Source organism: Streptomyces sp. NPDC045998, from assembly GCF_056430285.1.
Window position 1 is genome coordinate 108,051 of the sequence record NZ_JBWKLJ010000012.1, and the last position, 13,786, is coordinate 121,836.

At 70.6% G+C, this 13,786-nt stretch carries 16 protein-coding genes; 12 read left to right on the plus strand and 4 right to left on the minus strand.

Annotated elements, in window-relative coordinates; genetic code table 11:
• Positions 1-44: 44 nt before the first annotated feature.
• Positions 45-362: an SCO5918 family protein gene (locus AC07FJ_RS29920; RefSeq protein WP_361422778.1), complete on the plus strand. Its 318-nt coding sequence runs from the start codon at positions 45-47 to the stop codon at positions 360-362.
• 23 nt (positions 363-385) lie between these two features.
• Here the strand turns inward: AC07FJ_RS29920 and AC07FJ_RS29925 are convergent, their stop codons facing one another.
• Complete coding sequence (locus tag AC07FJ_RS29925) at positions 386-823, minus strand: SsgA family sporulation/cell division regulator (protein WP_361422781.1); 438 nt, start codon at positions 821-823, stop codon at positions 386-388.
• A 228-nt stretch (positions 824-1,051) separates the two neighbouring features.
• Here AC07FJ_RS29925 and AC07FJ_RS29930 point away from each other — a divergent pair, with 228 nt between their 5' ends.
• Both AC07FJ_RS29930 and AC07FJ_RS29935 read left to right on the plus strand, forming a co-directional pair.
• Positions 1,052-2,518, plus strand: a complete 1,467-nt coding sequence (locus tag AC07FJ_RS29930; protein WP_479052353.1) for an RDD family protein — start codon at positions 1,052-1,054, stop codon at positions 2,516-2,518.
• 55 nt (positions 2,519-2,573) lie between these two features.
• On the plus strand, positions 2,574-3,272 hold the full coding sequence (locus AC07FJ_RS29935) for an RDD family protein (RefSeq protein WP_479052354.1): 699 nt from the start codon (positions 2,574-2,576) through the stop codon (positions 3,270-3,272).
• On the opposite strand, the gene AC07FJ_RS29940 is transcribed toward AC07FJ_RS29935, so the two are convergent.
• The gene (locus tag AC07FJ_RS29940) at positions 3,258-3,524 is read right to left on the minus strand and encodes a hypothetical protein (protein ID WP_468290414.1); all 267 of its coding nucleotides are present in this window, start codon (positions 3,522-3,524) and stop codon (positions 3,258-3,260) included. The two genes, AC07FJ_RS29935 and AC07FJ_RS29940, sit on opposite strands and share 15 nt — an antisense overlap.
• Before the next feature lie 444 nt (positions 3,525-3,968).
• On the opposite strand from AC07FJ_RS29940, the gene AC07FJ_RS29945 reads away from it, so the two are divergent.
• Together AC07FJ_RS29945 and AC07FJ_RS29950 are read left to right on the plus strand one after the other, a co-directional pair.
• Complete coding sequence (locus tag AC07FJ_RS29945) at positions 3,969-6,428, plus strand: immune inhibitor A domain-containing protein (RefSeq protein WP_479052355.1); 2,460 nt, start codon at positions 3,969-3,971, stop codon at positions 6,426-6,428.
• A 120-nt stretch (positions 6,429-6,548) separates the two neighbouring features.
• Positions 6,549-6,890 (plus strand): hypothetical protein, encoded by a 342-nt coding sequence (locus AC07FJ_RS29950; RefSeq protein WP_479052356.1) that lies wholly within the window; start codon positions 6,549-6,551, stop codon positions 6,888-6,890.
• Between the two features lie 74 nt (positions 6,891-6,964).
• Here the strand turns inward: AC07FJ_RS29950 and AC07FJ_RS29955 are convergent, their stop codons facing one another.
• Together AC07FJ_RS29955 and AC07FJ_RS29960 are read right to left on the minus strand one after the other, a co-directional pair.
• On the minus strand, positions 6,965-7,552 hold the full coding sequence (locus tag AC07FJ_RS29955; protein ID WP_479052357.1) for an isochorismatase family protein: 588 nt from the start codon (positions 7,550-7,552) through the stop codon (positions 6,965-6,967).
• A gap of 120 nt (positions 7,553-7,672) precedes the next feature.
• Entirely contained in the window at positions 7,673-9,001 is a 1,329-nt protein-coding gene (locus AC07FJ_RS29960) for a nicotinate phosphoribosyltransferase (RefSeq protein ID WP_479052358.1), read from the minus strand.
• Between the two features lie 107 nt (positions 9,002-9,108).
• Between AC07FJ_RS29960 and clpS the strand changes: the two genes are divergently transcribed.
• From clpS to AC07FJ_RS29995, 7 genes are all read left to right on the plus strand, one after another.
• Complete coding sequence (gene clpS / locus AC07FJ_RS29965) at positions 9,109-9,423, plus strand: ATP-dependent Clp protease adapter ClpS (protein WP_361422803.1); 315 nt, start codon at positions 9,109-9,111, stop codon at positions 9,421-9,423.
• Positions 9,423-10,001, plus strand: coding sequence for a DUF2017 domain-containing protein (locus tag AC07FJ_RS29970; protein ID WP_361422806.1), 579 nt, complete (start codon positions 9,423-9,425; stop codon positions 9,999-10,001). The genes clpS and AC07FJ_RS29970 overlap by 1 nt, the downstream gene beginning before the upstream one ends.
• 305 nt (positions 10,002-10,306) lie before the next feature.
• A complete protein-coding gene (locus AC07FJ_RS29975; protein WP_361422809.1) occupies positions 10,307-11,722 on the plus strand; it encodes an amino acid permease in 1,416 nt (471 codons plus the stop codon).
• An 82-nt stretch (positions 11,723-11,804) separates the two neighbouring features.
• Entirely contained in the window at positions 11,805-12,227 is a 423-nt protein-coding gene (locus AC07FJ_RS29980) for a M67 family metallopeptidase (RefSeq protein WP_479052359.1), read from the plus strand.
• Between the two features lie 87 nt (positions 12,228-12,314).
• Positions 12,315-12,431 (plus strand): putative leader peptide, encoded by a 117-nt coding sequence (locus tag AC07FJ_RS29985; protein ID WP_355364863.1) that lies wholly within the window; start codon positions 12,315-12,317, stop codon positions 12,429-12,431.
• A 110-nt stretch (positions 12,432-12,541) separates the two neighbouring features.
• Positions 12,542-12,820, plus strand: coding sequence for a MoaD/ThiS family protein (locus AC07FJ_RS29990; protein WP_361422815.1), 279 nt, complete (start codon positions 12,542-12,544; stop codon positions 12,818-12,820).
• Positions 12,820-13,770 carry a PLP-dependent cysteine synthase family protein gene (locus AC07FJ_RS29995; protein WP_361422818.1) on the plus strand — a complete coding sequence of 317 codons (951 nt, stop codon included), beginning with the start codon at positions 12,820-12,822 and terminating at the stop codon, positions 13,768-13,770. The genes AC07FJ_RS29990 and AC07FJ_RS29995 overlap by 1 nt, the downstream gene beginning before the upstream one ends.
• Positions 13,771-13,786: the final 16 nt, after the last annotated feature.

Genomic DNA, 13,786 nt, shown 5'->3' on the forward strand with positions numbered 1-13,786 from the left:
TCATCCGTCCCTTCCGGAACTCCCCTTCGACCCCGCGAGGAACCATGCGCTGCGTCATCGCCCACTTCCCCTTCGACCTGTTCAAGTCCGACGTGCAGGAAGCGATGAGGGGCATCAAGCCCGAACCCGTCTCCGGCGAGTCCGTGACCATCGGCCGCCGCACCTACCCGCTCAAGCAGGTCGGTGAAGTGATCACCCGGCAGGACCGCCGCGACTTCACCGCCGGTGAGGTGCGCAGGGCGCTGACCAAGCTCGGCTTCACCTGCCACTCCGCCGCCGCCGTCCTGCCCGCCCCCGGCCCCACCCCCCTGCAGACGGCGGCCGCACTGCTGGGTACGCCGGAGCCCCAGGCCCAGCTGTAGACACCCCGGTACTCCCGGCGGCCTCAGGCCAGCAGCTCGGCCAGCTCCTCGTCCAGGCCGAGCTGCTCCGCCTCCGCCCCCGGCGGCACCACGCGCAGCGTCCGCTCCAGCCACGCCGACACCGCCACGGCCGGCACCTCCAGGAGGGCGTCCCCGTCCGGCGACGTCAGCGCCATCAGCACGACCGCCCGCCCGTCGAGCGTGGTGGGCCAGATCCGCACGTCGCCGTGGCCGCAGGGCCGGAAGACCCCCTCCACCAGCAGCTCGCGGGCGAAGGTCCAGTGCACCGGGTGGTCGGAGCCGACGTGGAAGGTGATGTGCACGGCGTACGGGTCGTCGGTGCGGTACGTCAGCCGGGCCGGCACGGGGATGCTGCGCTCCGGCGACAGCACCAGGTTCAGCTCCAGCTCGCGCTCGACGGCGGTGTGTCCAGCGTGCTCGGTGTGCTCGGTGTGCTCCATGGGACGCTCCTTCTCCTGCTCCTCGTACGGGGTCCTGGAGTGGCCCCGCACCGGTGGAGAGGCGCTCCCCCCTCCGTCATTACGCGACACGGGCGGGGAATTTCTCATTACTTTCCGTGATGTTCGCCCCGGGTGTCCGTCACCTGATCGGTCAAGCTCGCTCGAACACGGTCTTTGCCCGTCTCCTTCTTACGGCTCCGGCGTTCTTCGTTAATGTCCTCCCTGGACATGCGGTGTCGTGAAGGAACGGAGTTGGGGGCTGTGGCTACACCTCCTGGTGACGGCGGGAACGTACCCCTGGCTGGGTACTACCCCGATCCGTCCATCCCCGGATACATCCGGTACTGGAACGGCGCCGCCTGGGTGCCCGGCACGAGCCGGCCCGCGCCCGCGGAGGGCGAGGCCGTGCCGGCGCCACCGGCCTCGGCCGTACCGGCCGCCCCGGCGCCGAAGCCGGCCCCGGCGCCCGCCCCGGCGCCGTCCGTCGAGGAGACCGGGCCCGTCTTCTTCGACGAGGAGGAGGCCGCCGAAGAGGCGGCCGCCAAGCCGGAGCCCGCGTCCGCCTGGCAGGCCGACGCCACCCGCCAGACCGGCTTCGGCGGCGACCGCGACCGCCGGGTCTCCTGGGGCGCGGAGAACGCCCAGGCGCAGCCCCAGGGCGCCGCGGCGGACCCGCGCGTGCCGGCGGGCACGGACCCGACGGGCGGCGCGCTGCCGGGCGTACGGAAGGTGGAGCCCCGTTCCGACGGCACGGTCACCATCCGCGCCCAGAAGCCCGCACCCGCGACGGCGCCGGCCCCCGTGCCCGCGCAGGAGCGGCCCGCCGACGGCACCATGACCATCCGCGCGCTGGGCAAGGACGCGCCGCGCACCCCGCAGGTCCCGGCCCAGCACCAGCCGCAGGCACAGCCCGCCCCGCAGGCCGCCCAGGCCCCGCAGGCGCAGGCTCAGGTCCCGCAGCCGGCCCCGGCTCCGGCACCCGCACCCACGCCCGCGCCCGCACCCCCCGTCGCACACGGCGCCGGTGGCGGATCGGCCTCCTGGGCCCAGCAGGTGCACCAGCTCGCGCAGCCGCCCCAGGCGGCGCACCAGCAGCAGCCGCTTCAGCCCGGGCCGCAGCAGGAGTCGCAGCAGGAGCCGCCGGTCGTCCCGTGGAAGCCCCCGGTGGAGGACCCGTTCCTGCGCGCCGCGCGCGCCCAGGCCGCCGCCCGCCCGGCCCCGCTCGGCAAGCGGCTGGCGGCCCGGCTGATCGACACCGTGGTCCTGGGGGCGGCCGTCGGCGCCGTCGGCGTACCGCTCGTCTCCAAGGCGCTGGACCACATCGACGGCAAGATCCAGCAGGCCAAGCAGTCCGGCGAGACGGTCACCGTCTGGCTGCTGGACTCCACCACGTCCACGTACTTCGGCATCACGCTCGCCGCCCTGCTGGTCCTCGGCGTGCTGTACGAGGCGCTGCCGACCGCCAAGTGGGGCCGCACGCTGGGCAAGCGGGTGTGCGGCCTGGAGGTGCGGGACATCGAGTCGCACGCACCCCCGGCGTTCGGCGCGGCGCTGCGCCGCTGGCTCGTCTACAGCGTGCCGGGGCTCCTCGTCATCGGGATCGTGGGCGTCCTGTGGGCGCTGATCGACCGCCCGTGGCGCCAGGCGTGGCACGACAAGGCGGCGCACACCTTCGTGGCGGGACAGGGCGGGTAGCCCGAACGGCCGGTGATCCGTTGCGGGGGTCCGGCGGGCGGGATGCACTGCCCACATGAGCAACGAACCGCCGCCGCCCGGTCAGCCGCCCGAGGACGATCCGTTCCGCAAGAGGCCGCCCGAGGAACCGCCGCCCGCGCCGCCCCCGGGCGGCGGTGGCGGCCCGTACGGCGGCCCCTACGGCGGCGGAGGCAGTCCCTACGGTGGCGGCGGTCCGTACGGCGGTGGTGGCGGTGGCGGCGGTCCGTACGGCTACGGCGGAACCGACCCGCTCGCGGGCATGCCGCCGCTCGCCGACTCCGGCAAGCGGGTTTTGGCCCGGCTGATCGACTGGCTCCTCATCTTCGTACCGCTGGCCCTGATCGGGCTGCCGTTCGACATCTACGACCGCGTGGCGGAGGAGTCCGACCTCGCGGACGTCTGGCAGACGACCAACGACGGCGGACAGTGGGTCTTCCAGCTCCTCACGATCGTGGCGTACATCGCCTACGACACCCTCATGACGACCAAGCGGCACGGCCAGACCGTCGGCAAGCGGCTGATGGGCCTGCGGGTGGCGATGCTCAACGACGGGAGCGTGCCGAACACGAGCGCGGCGCTGACCCGGGCCATCGTGCTGTGGCTGCCCGCGCTGGTGTGCTGCGCCTGCCTGTGGCCGTTGCTCCTGCTGATCCTGATCCTCGTCGACAAGCCGTACAAACAGGGCCTGCACGACAAGGCGGCCAGAACCGTCGTCGTGTCAACGACGCACTGACTGCGGGGCGGCGGCCTCGGCGCGCGGGCGCGGCACCCGGGCGTCGGCCGCCGCCCGCGTCGTGGCCTTCGTCCTCGTCTTCGCGGGTACGGGCATGGTCAGCGTGACCAGCAGCCCGAGCAGCAGCGCGCCCACGCCGATCAGCGCGACGCCGAGCCCGGTGGTGGTGCGCGAGAGCAGCAGCAGGGCGACGGTCGAGAAGACGACGGTGGCCGAACCGTAGGCGAGTTGTGCGGCAGTCGGACGCGGCATGACGGATCCGTCCTCAATGCATCGGTATGGGTGACTCGCAACTCGGTCGCACTCACCGGCGACTCTACGAAGGTGGATGCCCGAGAGGAACCAGTAGTAAGCGTGACCTAACCCACGGTACCGGTGCATGGGGGGCGCACAGAATCACCGCCTATGCCGATTGGCCGGAAGAGGGCGGGAGCTGACGCGTTCCGCCGCCACCCCCGTACGGTGGGGCCCACCTGATCCATGCCCCGAGCGACCGCCGCCCGAACTCGCGCGGGGCACCGCTCCGTTCGTCCGGAATCCGGATCATGGTTCGCACATAGTGGCTTGGTCTGTTCAAGTCAAGATCTGTCTTTTCTCGCGTCCATCCGGTCGAATGTCGTCACTTATGGCGCGACTCGCACGCGGATACCACTTCGACCCCCCATCCGCGGATCGCGGGCGCGGGGAGGACATTAAGTGACCAGCAGACGACGCGCGTTCAGAGCGTCCGCGGTGTTCGTGGCCCTGGCGGCCACCGCCGCGACCGCCTCGGCCCTCACCACGGCCCAGGCAGACAACCGCCCCGACCACGGCATCGAGCGCCACGACCCGGCGCCCGGCGCGCACGAGGCCGGGGACGCCCACGGGGCCCCGGGGCACGACCACGCCGCGAAGGTCGACCACGACCTCGACGGCCCGTTCAGCAAGCAGCAGGCGCAGCAGCGCGAGGCGGCGCTGGAGCAGGTGCTGGCCGGCGACCTGAAGGTGGAGCGCAGGGGTGCCTCCCAGGTCGTCAAGCTCGACGACAAGAAGTACGTCGAGCTGGGCCGCGAGAAGACCGACAAGATCTTCACGATCCTGGTCGAGTTCGGCGACAAGGTCGACAACGAGACGCTCGTCGACCGCGCGGACGACGACACCACCGAGAAGAAGCCCAAGTTCGGTGGCAAGCCCGGACCGCTGCACAACCAGATAGAAGAGCCGGACCGTTCGAAGGACAACTCGACGGCCTGGCAGAAGGACTACAACCAGCAGCACTTCCAGGACCTGTACTTCGGCACCGGCAAGGACCCGAAGACCGGTCAGCAGAAGCACTCGCTCAAGACCTACTACGAGAAGACCTCCTCGGGCCGGTACTCGGTCGACGGCGCGGTCTCCGACTGGGTCAAGGTCGAGTACAACGAGGCCCGTTACGGCTCGAACTACTGCGGCAGCAGCAACTGCGCCAACGTCTGGGACGCCGTCCGCGACGGTGTGACGGCGTGGACCGCGCAGCAGAAGGCGGCCGGCAAGACCGACGCCGAGATCAAGGCGCAGCTGGCCCAGTACGACCAGTGGGACCGCTACGACTTCGACGCCGACGGCAACTTCAACGAGGCCGACGGCTACATCGACCACTTCCAGATCGTCCACGCCGGCGAGGACGAGTCCGCGGGCGGCGGCGCCCAGGGCTCCGACGCGCTGTGGGCCCACCGCTGGTACGCGTACGGCACCGACGCCGGCAAGACCGGCCCGGCGCACAACAAGGCCGGCGGTACCCAGATCGGCGACACCGGCATCTGGGTCGGCGACTACACCATGCAGCCGGAGAACGGCGGCCTCGGCGTCTTCGCCCACGAGTACGGCCACGACCTCGGCCTGCCGGACCTGTACGACACCTCCGGCAAGGCGGGCGCCGAGAACTCCACGGGCTTCTGGTCCCTGATGTCCTCCGGCTCCTGGCTCGGCCTGGGCAAGGACTCCATCGGCGACATGCCGGGCGACATGACCGCCTGGGACAAGCTGCAGTTGGGCTGGCTCAACTACGAGAAGGCCAAGGCGGCGACGAAGTCCAAGCACACGCTGGGCGTCGCGGAGTACAACACCAAGAACCCGCAGGCGCTCGTTGTCGAGCTGCCGAAGAAGAAGGTCACCACCCCGGTCGTGAAGCCCGCCCAGGGCGCCACGCAGTGGTGGAGCGACATGGGTGACGACCTCAAGAACACCCTCACCCGCTCCGTGGACCTCACCGGCAAGACCAAGGCCGAGCTGACGCTCGACGGCTGGTGGGACATCGAGAAGGACTACGACTACCTCTACACCGAGGTGTCGACCGACGGCGGCAAGAACTGGACGGCCCTGGCCGGCACCGCCAACGGCAAGCCGATCCCGGCCGACGCGAGCGGCGCCCCCGCGCTGACGGACGTCTCCGGCTCCTGGCAGAAGCTGGCCTTCCCGCTGGACGCGTACGCCGGCAAGAAGTTCGACCTCCGCTTCCGCTACCAGACGGACGGCGGCGCGGGCGGCAAGGGCTTCACCGCCGACAACATCGCGCTGACCGCCGACGGCGCCCCGGTCTTCTCGGACAACGCCGAGAACGCCGACGCCGCCTGGACGGCGAAGGGCTTCTCCCGCATCGGTGAGTCCTTCACCAACGAGTACGAGCAGTACTACCTGGCCGAGAACCGCCAGTACGTCTCGTACGACGCGACCCTCAAGGTCGGCCCGTACAACTTCGGCTTCGCCGCCCCCATGGACGGCTGGGTGGAGCACTACCCGTACCAGACCGGTCTGCTGGTCTGGCAGTGGGACACCTCCCAGAAGGACAACAACACGGCCGTCCACGAGGGCCAGGGCCTGATCCTGCCGGTCGACGCGCACCCCACGCCGACGAAGTGGGCCGACGGCACGCTGATGCGCAACCGGATCCAGGCGTACGACTCGCCGTTCAGCCTGTACCGCACCACCGGCATCACGCTGCACAAGGCGGGTGTCGCGGCCCCGATCGCGTCCCAGCCGGGTGTCCCGGTGTTCGACGACCGCAAGGGCGTCTACTGGTACGAGTCGAACCCGCGCGCGGGCGTCAAGGTAACTGACACCAACACCAAGATCTCGATCGTCAAGCAGCCGAAGAACGGCCGGACGATCACGGTCCAGGTCGGCCCGTCGACGAAGTAACCGCATCGTCGCAGGTCAAAGCATGATCGGCCGTCGCCCTCTAGCGGGCGGCGGCCGATTCTGTTTAGGTGCCTGTGGCCCGTCTTATTGACACACCATCTCACGGGGGAGTGGTTTCATATGCCCGGCGGAGGTTTCACCAAGTTGCCCGGCGGCAGCGTGGTGGTCGCGCTCAGCCTGCCCAACCCGGTCGGCGACGGCTCCACGGTCCGCGTCCTCGTGCACGCGCCGAACCGCGCCCGGGCCCTGACCCGACTGCGCAACCTCGGCCTGCGCTCCGTCTACCTCCGGGGCAACCTCCACCCGCCGACGCCGGACGAGGTCACCGCCGTCCTCCACCACCCCGACGGCCTGCTGTGGCGCACCTGCCCGGAGGGCGCGACGGAGCTCTGGCACCCGATCCGGGCCCTGCTGCCGCAGAGCCGCACCTGGGGCACGCCACGGCTCGCGGACGGCGCGTAGCGCGCCGCCCCGGAGCCGCCCCCGGAGCCGCCCCGGACCCTCCCCGGCTCCTCCCCGGCGGCCTTCCCGGCGCCTCAGACCACCGGCTTGCCCGTCAGCTCCACGCCCGCCTCGCGCAGCTCCTCCAGGGCCCGCTGGACGGTCTCCTCGGAGACGCCCGCCGTCAGGTCCAGCAGCACGTGGGTTCTGAAGCCCTCGCGGGCCGCGTCCAGGGCCGTGGCGCGGACGCAGTGGTCCGTGGCGATGCCGACCACGTCCACCTCCGTCACCTCCCGCTCCCGCAGCCAGCGGGCCAGCGGCACGTCGTTCTCGTCGGTGCCCTCGAAGCCGCTGTAGGCCGCGTCGTACGCGCCCTTGTCGAACACCGCCTCGATCGCGCCCGACGCGACCGCCGGCGCGAAGTTCGGGTGGAAGCCCACGCCCTCCGTACCGGCCACGCAGTGCTTCGGCCAGGAGTTCACGTAGTCCGGGGCGTCGGAGAAGTGGCCGCCCGGGTCGATGTGGTGGTCCCGGGTGGCCACGACGTGCTGGTACACGGCGCCCGCGGCCTCGCCGATCAGGTCCGTGATGGCGGCGGCGACGTCCGCGCCCCCCGCGACCGCGAGGCTGCCGCCCTCGCAGAAGTCGTTCTGAACGTCCACGACGATCAATGCGCGGTGCATGGCGGGTGTCCTTCGGTGGTGGGGGACGGCGGGGATGGCATCGAGCCTAGAGACTTCCCCCGCCCTGCGGGAGGGGGCCCAGAAGGCCCGGACGGACGCGGCTCCTCGGGGACGGCCGGCTCAGACGTACTCCGTCGGGATCACCGGCTCGCCCCGCGACAGCTGCGTCGCCGACATCGGCAGCCCCGCCCGCGCCGCGATGTGCCGCTCGCGCGCCGCCTCCAGCGGCTCACGGGCCACGACCTCGCCGCCCTTGACGAGCTCGACCAGCAGCTGCCGGTCGGCGAGCCCGGCCGGCACCGGACCCGTGCCCACGACCTCCGCCTCGGCCGCGCCGTCCGCGTCCAGGCGCCGCGCGGCCCACTTGCGGCCGCCGACCGACATCTTGGCCCCCAGCGACTTCTTCGCCACCGGCACCAGCGGCGCCCGCACGTCCGCCGACTCGGCCCGGGCGACGAGCTTGTAGACCATGGAGCAGGTCGGGTGGCCGCTGCCGGTCACCAGCTGCGTGCCGACGCCGTACGCGTCCACCGGCGCCGCCGCCAGCGAGGCGATGGCGTACTCGTCGAGGTCCGAGGTGACGATGATCCGCGTGTCGCGCGCCCCCAGCTCGTCCAGCTGCTGCCGCACCCGGTGCGCCACCAGCAGCAGGTCGCCGGAGTCGATGCGCACCGCGCCCAGCTCGGGCCCGGCCACCTCGACGGCGGTACGGACGGCCTCGGTCACGTCGTAGGTGTCGACGAGCAGCGTCGTACCGCGGCCCAGGGAGTCCACCTGCGCCCGGAAGGCGTCGCGCTCGGTGTCGTGCAGCAGCGTGAAGGCGTGCGCGGAGGTGCCGACGGTCGGGATGCCGTAGCGGAACCCGGCGGCCAGGTCGGAGGTGGAGTCGAAGCCGCCGACGTACGCGGCGCGGGCCGAGGCGACCGCGGACAGCTCGTGGGTGCGCCGGGCGCCCATCTCGATCAGCCGCCGCCCGCCGGCCGCCGACGACATCCGGGAGGCCGCGGCGGCGATGGCGGAGTCGTGGTTGAGGATCGACAGGATCACGGTCTCCAGCAGCACGCACTCGGCGAAGGAGCCCTCGACGCGCAGGATCGGCGAGCCGGGGAAGTACACCTCGCCCTCGGGGTAGCCCCAGATGTCGCCGCCGAAGCGGTAGTCCGCCAGCCACGCGAGGGTCGGCTCGTCCACGATGCCGTGCTCGCGCAGGAAGCCGAGGACGCCCGCGTCGAAGCGGAAGTTCTCCACGGCGTCCAGGACGCGCCCGGTGCCGGCGACGACGCCGTACCGGCGCCCCTCCGGCAGCCGCCGGGTGAAGACCTCGAAGACCGAGCGCCGGTCGGCGGTCCCGCCCCGCAGGGCGGCCTGGAGCATCGTCAGCTCGTACTGGTCGGTGAAGAGCGCGGTAGACGGCACGTCCACCGGCAGCCCAAGATCCGCAGCGTTCATATGACGGATGCTACCTCCAATCTCGTCAGAGTGACGATTTCTCTGGGAGTCCAGGGGAAACGCTTCGGCGGGGCCGGTTTGTGCGGTGGTCCCCCTCCAGTGGCAGCATGGGCAAGGTGAGTGTTGCTCCCACTGAGATCGAACGCCCCCAATCGGCCGAAGAGTCGTTCGCCGTCGTCGAACCCGACGTGCCCTGGGTGACGATCGTCCACAACGACCCGGTCAACCTCATGAGCTATGTCACCTACGTCTTCCAGGCGTACTTCGGCTACCCCAAGGACAAGGCGCACAAGCTGATGCTCGACGTGCACCACAAGGGCAGGGCCGTGGTCTCCAGCGGCACCCGCGAGGAGATGGAGCGGGACGTGCAGGCGATGCACGGCTACGGACTGTGGGCGACGCTCTCCCAGGACCGCGGCTGATGAGCGGGCACTTCGAGGCGCTGCCGGGCGGCGGCGCGGCCGTCCTGCTGGACGAGGTCGAGGTCTCCATCCTGCGCTCCCTGACCGTGCAGCTGCTGGAGCTGATCGGGCCCGGCGAGCAGCCGCCCCGGGGCGAGGACCCGCTCGCCGAGCTGTTCCGCGACGGCCCGAGCGAGCCCCCGGCCGACCCGGCGCTGGCCCGGCTCTTCCCGAACGCGTACGCGGACGACGACGAGCAGCTGCGCGCCATGTCCGCGGAGTTCCGCCGGTTCACCGAGAACGACCTGCGCACCCGCAAGCGGGAGGACGCCCTCGCCGTCGTACGGAGCCTGGACGCGCTGACCGTGGCCGGGGAGGGCGCCGCGGTGCTCAAGCTGTCCGCCGACGAGGCGCGCCACTGGCTCGGCGCGCTCAACGACCTGCGGCTGACCATCGGCACCCGGCTGGAGGTCGGCGACGAGGACGACAACGACGACCTGTACCGGCTGCCGGACAGCGACCCGCGCAAGCCGATGGTCATGGCGTACCTCTGGCTCGGCGCCCTGCAGGAGACGCTCGTCGAGACGCTGATGCCGTAGGGGCGGGCGTCCATGCGGGCGTCCATGCAGGCGTCCATGCGGACGTCCGCTCAGCGGACGCTCAAATCCGCATAACGATCGGATTACCAGGACACCCCTTTCAGCCATGAAAGGGGTGTTTGTCCTGTTTTCGCTGTGTCCTGTTTCACATCACCGCTACTCGATCATCGTTGCGGCCGTGATAAATCTGCACGATCGCCCGGGAACGCCACCCCTGTTCCCCGGGTGCGCTTGGGCCGGCTGATCGCCGGTGGCACTCCATCCATATCCGGGGGGATCAGCGTGGAGAAAGGCGCAGCAGAACGATGACCTCAACGCAGGTCGGCAACCAGAACGACAGCCCCGTCGCCGGTGAGGGCGAGGGCTACCAGCGGGGCCTCGGCGCCCGCCAGATCCAGATGATCGCGATCGGCGGAGCCATCGGCACCGGGCTCTTCCTCGGCGCGGGCAAGGCCATCTCCAAGGCCGGACCGAGCCTCATCCTGGCGTACGCCATCGCCGGGCTCGTGATCTTCTTCATCATGCGGGCCCTGGGCGAGCTGCTCATGTACCGCCCCGTCTCCGGGTCCTTCTCGGAGTACGCCCGCGAGTTCATCGGCCCCTTCGCCGGCTTCGTCACGGGCTGGACGTACTGGCTGTTCTGGGTCATCACCGGGATGACCGAGGTCACCGCCGCGGCCACCTACATGACGTACTGGTGGGACATCCCGCAGTGGGTCTCGGCCCTGGTCTTCACGGTCATCCTGTACGGCGCGAACCTGATCTCGGTGAAGCTCTTCGGTGAGCTGGAGTTCTGGTTCTCGATGATCAAGGTCACCGCCATCATCGGCATGATCCTCATCTGCGCCGGCATCCTCACCATCGGCTTCTCGGACGCCGCCGACACCGCGTCCATGACCATGCTCTGGTCCGAGGGCGGGTTCTTCCCCAAGGGCATCGGCGGCACGCTGATGACGCTCCAGATCGTGATGTTCGCCTTCCTCGCGGTCGAACTGGTCGGCGTCACCGCCGGCGAGTCCAAGGACCCGAAGGTCACGCTGCCGAAGGCCATCAACACCGTCCCGTGGCGCATCGCCGTCTTCTACGTCGGCGCGCTGATCATGATCCTGTCGGTCGTGCCGTGGACGCACTTCCAGCCGGGCGTCTCGCCGTTCGTCGCCGCCTTCGAGAAGATGGGCCTCGGCATCGGCGCCGCCATCGTGAACTTCGTGGTGCTCACGGCCGCCCTGTCCTCCTGCAACTCGGGCATGTACTCCACCGGCCGCATGCTGCGCGACCTCGCGCTCAACGGCCAGGGCCCCAAGGTCTTCACCCGGCTGACGAAGTCCGGCACCCCGCTCCTCGGCACCACCTTCTCGGCGGCGCTGATGCTCGTGGGCGTCTGGATCAACTACGTCGCCCCCGGCAAGGCCTTCGAGTACGTCGTCTCCTTCGCGACCATCTCCGGCATGTGGGCCTGGATCGCCATCCTGGTCTCGCACATCCGCTACCGCGCCGCCGTCAACCGCGGTGAGGTGCCGGAGTCGGAGTTCAAGGCCCCCGGAGCGCCCTTCACCAGCTGGTTCGCGCTGCTGTTCATCTTCGGCGTGATCGTCATGATGGGCATCGACGAGGGCTCGCGGGTCTCGCTGTACTGCGCGCCGCTGTGGGCCCTGCTCCTCGGCGTCAGCTACCTGTTCCTGAAGAACCGGAACCCGGAGAACACCGCCTTCAAGCGGTGACGCCGTAGCCGGCTGTCCAGCATGTGGGCCCGCCCGTACCACTCCTCGGTACAGGCGGGCCCCTCTGCTTATCCTGATGCGCATGCTGACCATCACACGGGCCCTCTACGACCAGATCGTCGCGCACGCCCGCGAGGACCACCCGGACGAGGCCTGCGGCGTGGTCGCGGGCCCGGCTGGCTCCGGACGCCCCGAGCGCTTCATCCCGATGCTCAACGCCGCTCGCTCGCCCACCTTCTACGAGTTCGACTCGGGCGACCTCCTGAAGCTCTACCGCGAGATGGACGACCGCGACGAGGAGCCGGTCGTCATCTACCACTCGCACACCGCGACCGAGGCGTACCCCTCGCGCACGGACGTCTCGTACGCCAACGAGCCCGGCGCGCACTACGTCCTGGTGTCGACGGCGGACGCGGACGGCGCGGGACCCTTCCAGTTCCGCTCGTACCGGATCGTGGACGGCGAGATCACGGAGGAAGAGGTCCAGGTCGTCGACGCGTACTGAGTGCGGCGTCTCGCCAGGCGGGCGGAATGCGTCCGCAATGCGAGATCACACTCCAGGATCCGGACCGGGAATCGATACGATGACCGCATGGTTTCCATCGACGTGAGCGAACAGACGCCGGGCACCGTGCTGCTCGTGGCGCGGCTGCACGTCGACCTGTGCCGCCTCGCCAGCGCGATGTGTCCACCGCGCTGCGCCGCCTGAGCGCACCTCTCCGCACCGCCACCGCACCGCCGCGCGTGCCCCCCGGGGAACGCGCACGCAGTACGCCTGCCTGCCTGCCATCGACTCACCTTCCGACAGGAGCCCACGCCATGGCCATCGAGGTCCGCATCCCGACCATCCTCCGCACCTACACCGACGGCGCCAAGGCCGTCGAGGGCAACGGGGAGACCCTCGCCGACCTCTTCGCCGACCTCGAGACCCGGCACGCCGGCATCCAGGGCCGCATCGTCGACGAGGGCGAGCTGCGGCGGTTCGTGAACGTCTACCTGAACGACGAGGACGTCCGCTTCCTGGACGGCATCAAGACCAAGCTCTCCGACGGCGACAACGTCACGATCCTTCCGGCCGTCGCCGGCGGAATGCGCTGATGCGTTACGACAGCCCGCTCGCGGCGGTCGGCAACACGCCGCTGGTACGCCTGCCGCGCCTGTCCCCCTCCGAGGACGTACGCATCTGGGCCAAGCTGGAGGACCGCAACCCGACCGGTTCCATCAAGGACCGGCCGGCCCTGCACATGATCGAGCAGGCGGAGAAGGACGGCCGGCTCACCCCCGGCTGCACCATCCTCGAGCCCACCAGCGGCAACACGGGCATCTCGCTCGCGATGGCGGCCAAGCTCAAGGGCTACCGCATCGTGTGCGTGATGCCCGAGAACACCTCGCAGGAGCGCCGCGACCTGCTCGCCATGTGGGGCGCCGAGATCATCTCCTCCCCGGCGGCAGGCGGCTCCAACACGGCCGTCCGCGTCGCGAAGGAACTCGCCGCCGAGCACCCCGACTGGGTGATGCTCTACCAGTACGGCAACCCCGACAACGCGGGCGCGCACTACGCCACGACGGGGCCGGAGATCCTGGCGGACCTCCCCTCCATCACCCACTTCGTGGCGGGCCTCGGCACGACGGGCACGCTGATGGGCGTCGGCCGCTTCCTGCGCGAGCACAAGCCCGACGTCAAGATCATCGCCGCGGAGCCGCGGTACGACGACCTCGTCTACGGCCTGCGCAACCTCGACGAGGGCTTCGTCCCCGAGCTGTACGACGCCTCCGTCCTCACCTCCCGCTTCTCGGTCGGCTCGGCCGACGCGGTGACGCGGACGCGGGAGCTCCTCCAGCAGGAGGGCATCTTCGCGGGCGTCTCGACGGGCGCGGCGCTGCACGCGGCGATCGGCGTCGGACGGAAGGCGCTCAAGGCGGGCGAGAGCGCGGACATCGCCTTCGTGGTGGCCGACGGCGGCTGGAAGTACCTGTCGACGGGCGTCTACACGGCCCCGACGACGGAAGCGGCGATCGAAACACTCCAGGGCCAGCTCTGGGCGTAGCACGGGGACCCGGCCG

Excerpts from the sequence above, each read along its gene's own strand:
- AC07FJ_RS29920 (WP_361422778.1), top strand. The coding sequence starts at position 45 with ATGCGCTGCGTCATCGCCCACTTCCCCTTCGACCTGTTCAAGTCCGAC.
- AC07FJ_RS29925 (WP_361422781.1), bottom strand. The coding sequence starts at position 823 with ATGGAGCACACCGAGCACACCGAGCACGCTGGACACACCGCCGTCGAG.
- AC07FJ_RS29930 (WP_479052353.1), top strand. The coding sequence starts at position 1,052 with ATGCGGTGTCGTGAAGGAACGGAGTTGGGGGCTGTGGCTACACCTCCT.
- AC07FJ_RS29935 (WP_479052354.1), top strand. The coding sequence starts at position 2,574 with ATGAGCAACGAACCGCCGCCGCCCGGTCAGCCGCCCGAGGACGATCCG.
- AC07FJ_RS29940 (WP_468290414.1), bottom strand. The coding sequence starts at position 3,524 with ATGCCGCGTCCGACTGCCGCACAACTCGCCTACGGTTCGGCCACCGTC.
- AC07FJ_RS29950 (WP_479052356.1), top strand. The coding sequence starts at position 6,549 with ATGCCCGGCGGAGGTTTCACCAAGTTGCCCGGCGGCAGCGTGGTGGTC.
- AC07FJ_RS29955 (WP_479052357.1), bottom strand. The coding sequence starts at position 7,552 with ATGCACCGCGCATTGATCGTCGTGGACGTTCAGAACGACTTCTGCGAG.
- AC07FJ_RS29960 (WP_479052358.1), bottom strand. The coding sequence starts at position 9,001 with ATGAACGCTGCGGATCTTGGGCTGCCGGTGGACGTGCCGTCTACCGCG.
- clpS (WP_361422803.1), top strand. The coding sequence starts at position 9,109 with ATGGGCAAGGTGAGTGTTGCTCCCACTGAGATCGAACGCCCCCAATCG.
- AC07FJ_RS29970 (WP_361422806.1), top strand. The coding sequence starts at position 9,423 with ATGAGCGGGCACTTCGAGGCGCTGCCGGGCGGCGGCGCGGCCGTCCTG.
- AC07FJ_RS29975 (WP_361422809.1), top strand. The coding sequence starts at position 10,307 with ATGACCTCAACGCAGGTCGGCAACCAGAACGACAGCCCCGTCGCCGGT.
- AC07FJ_RS29980 (WP_479052359.1), top strand. The coding sequence starts at position 11,805 with ATGCTGACCATCACACGGGCCCTCTACGACCAGATCGTCGCGCACGCC.
- AC07FJ_RS29985 (WP_355364863.1), top strand. The coding sequence starts at position 12,315 with ATGGTTTCCATCGACGTGAGCGAACAGACGCCGGGCACCGTGCTGCTC.
- AC07FJ_RS29990 (WP_361422815.1), top strand. The coding sequence starts at position 12,542 with ATGGCCATCGAGGTCCGCATCCCGACCATCCTCCGCACCTACACCGAC.
- AC07FJ_RS29995 (WP_361422818.1), top strand. The coding sequence starts at position 12,820 with ATGCGTTACGACAGCCCGCTCGCGGCGGTCGGCAACACGCCGCTGGTA.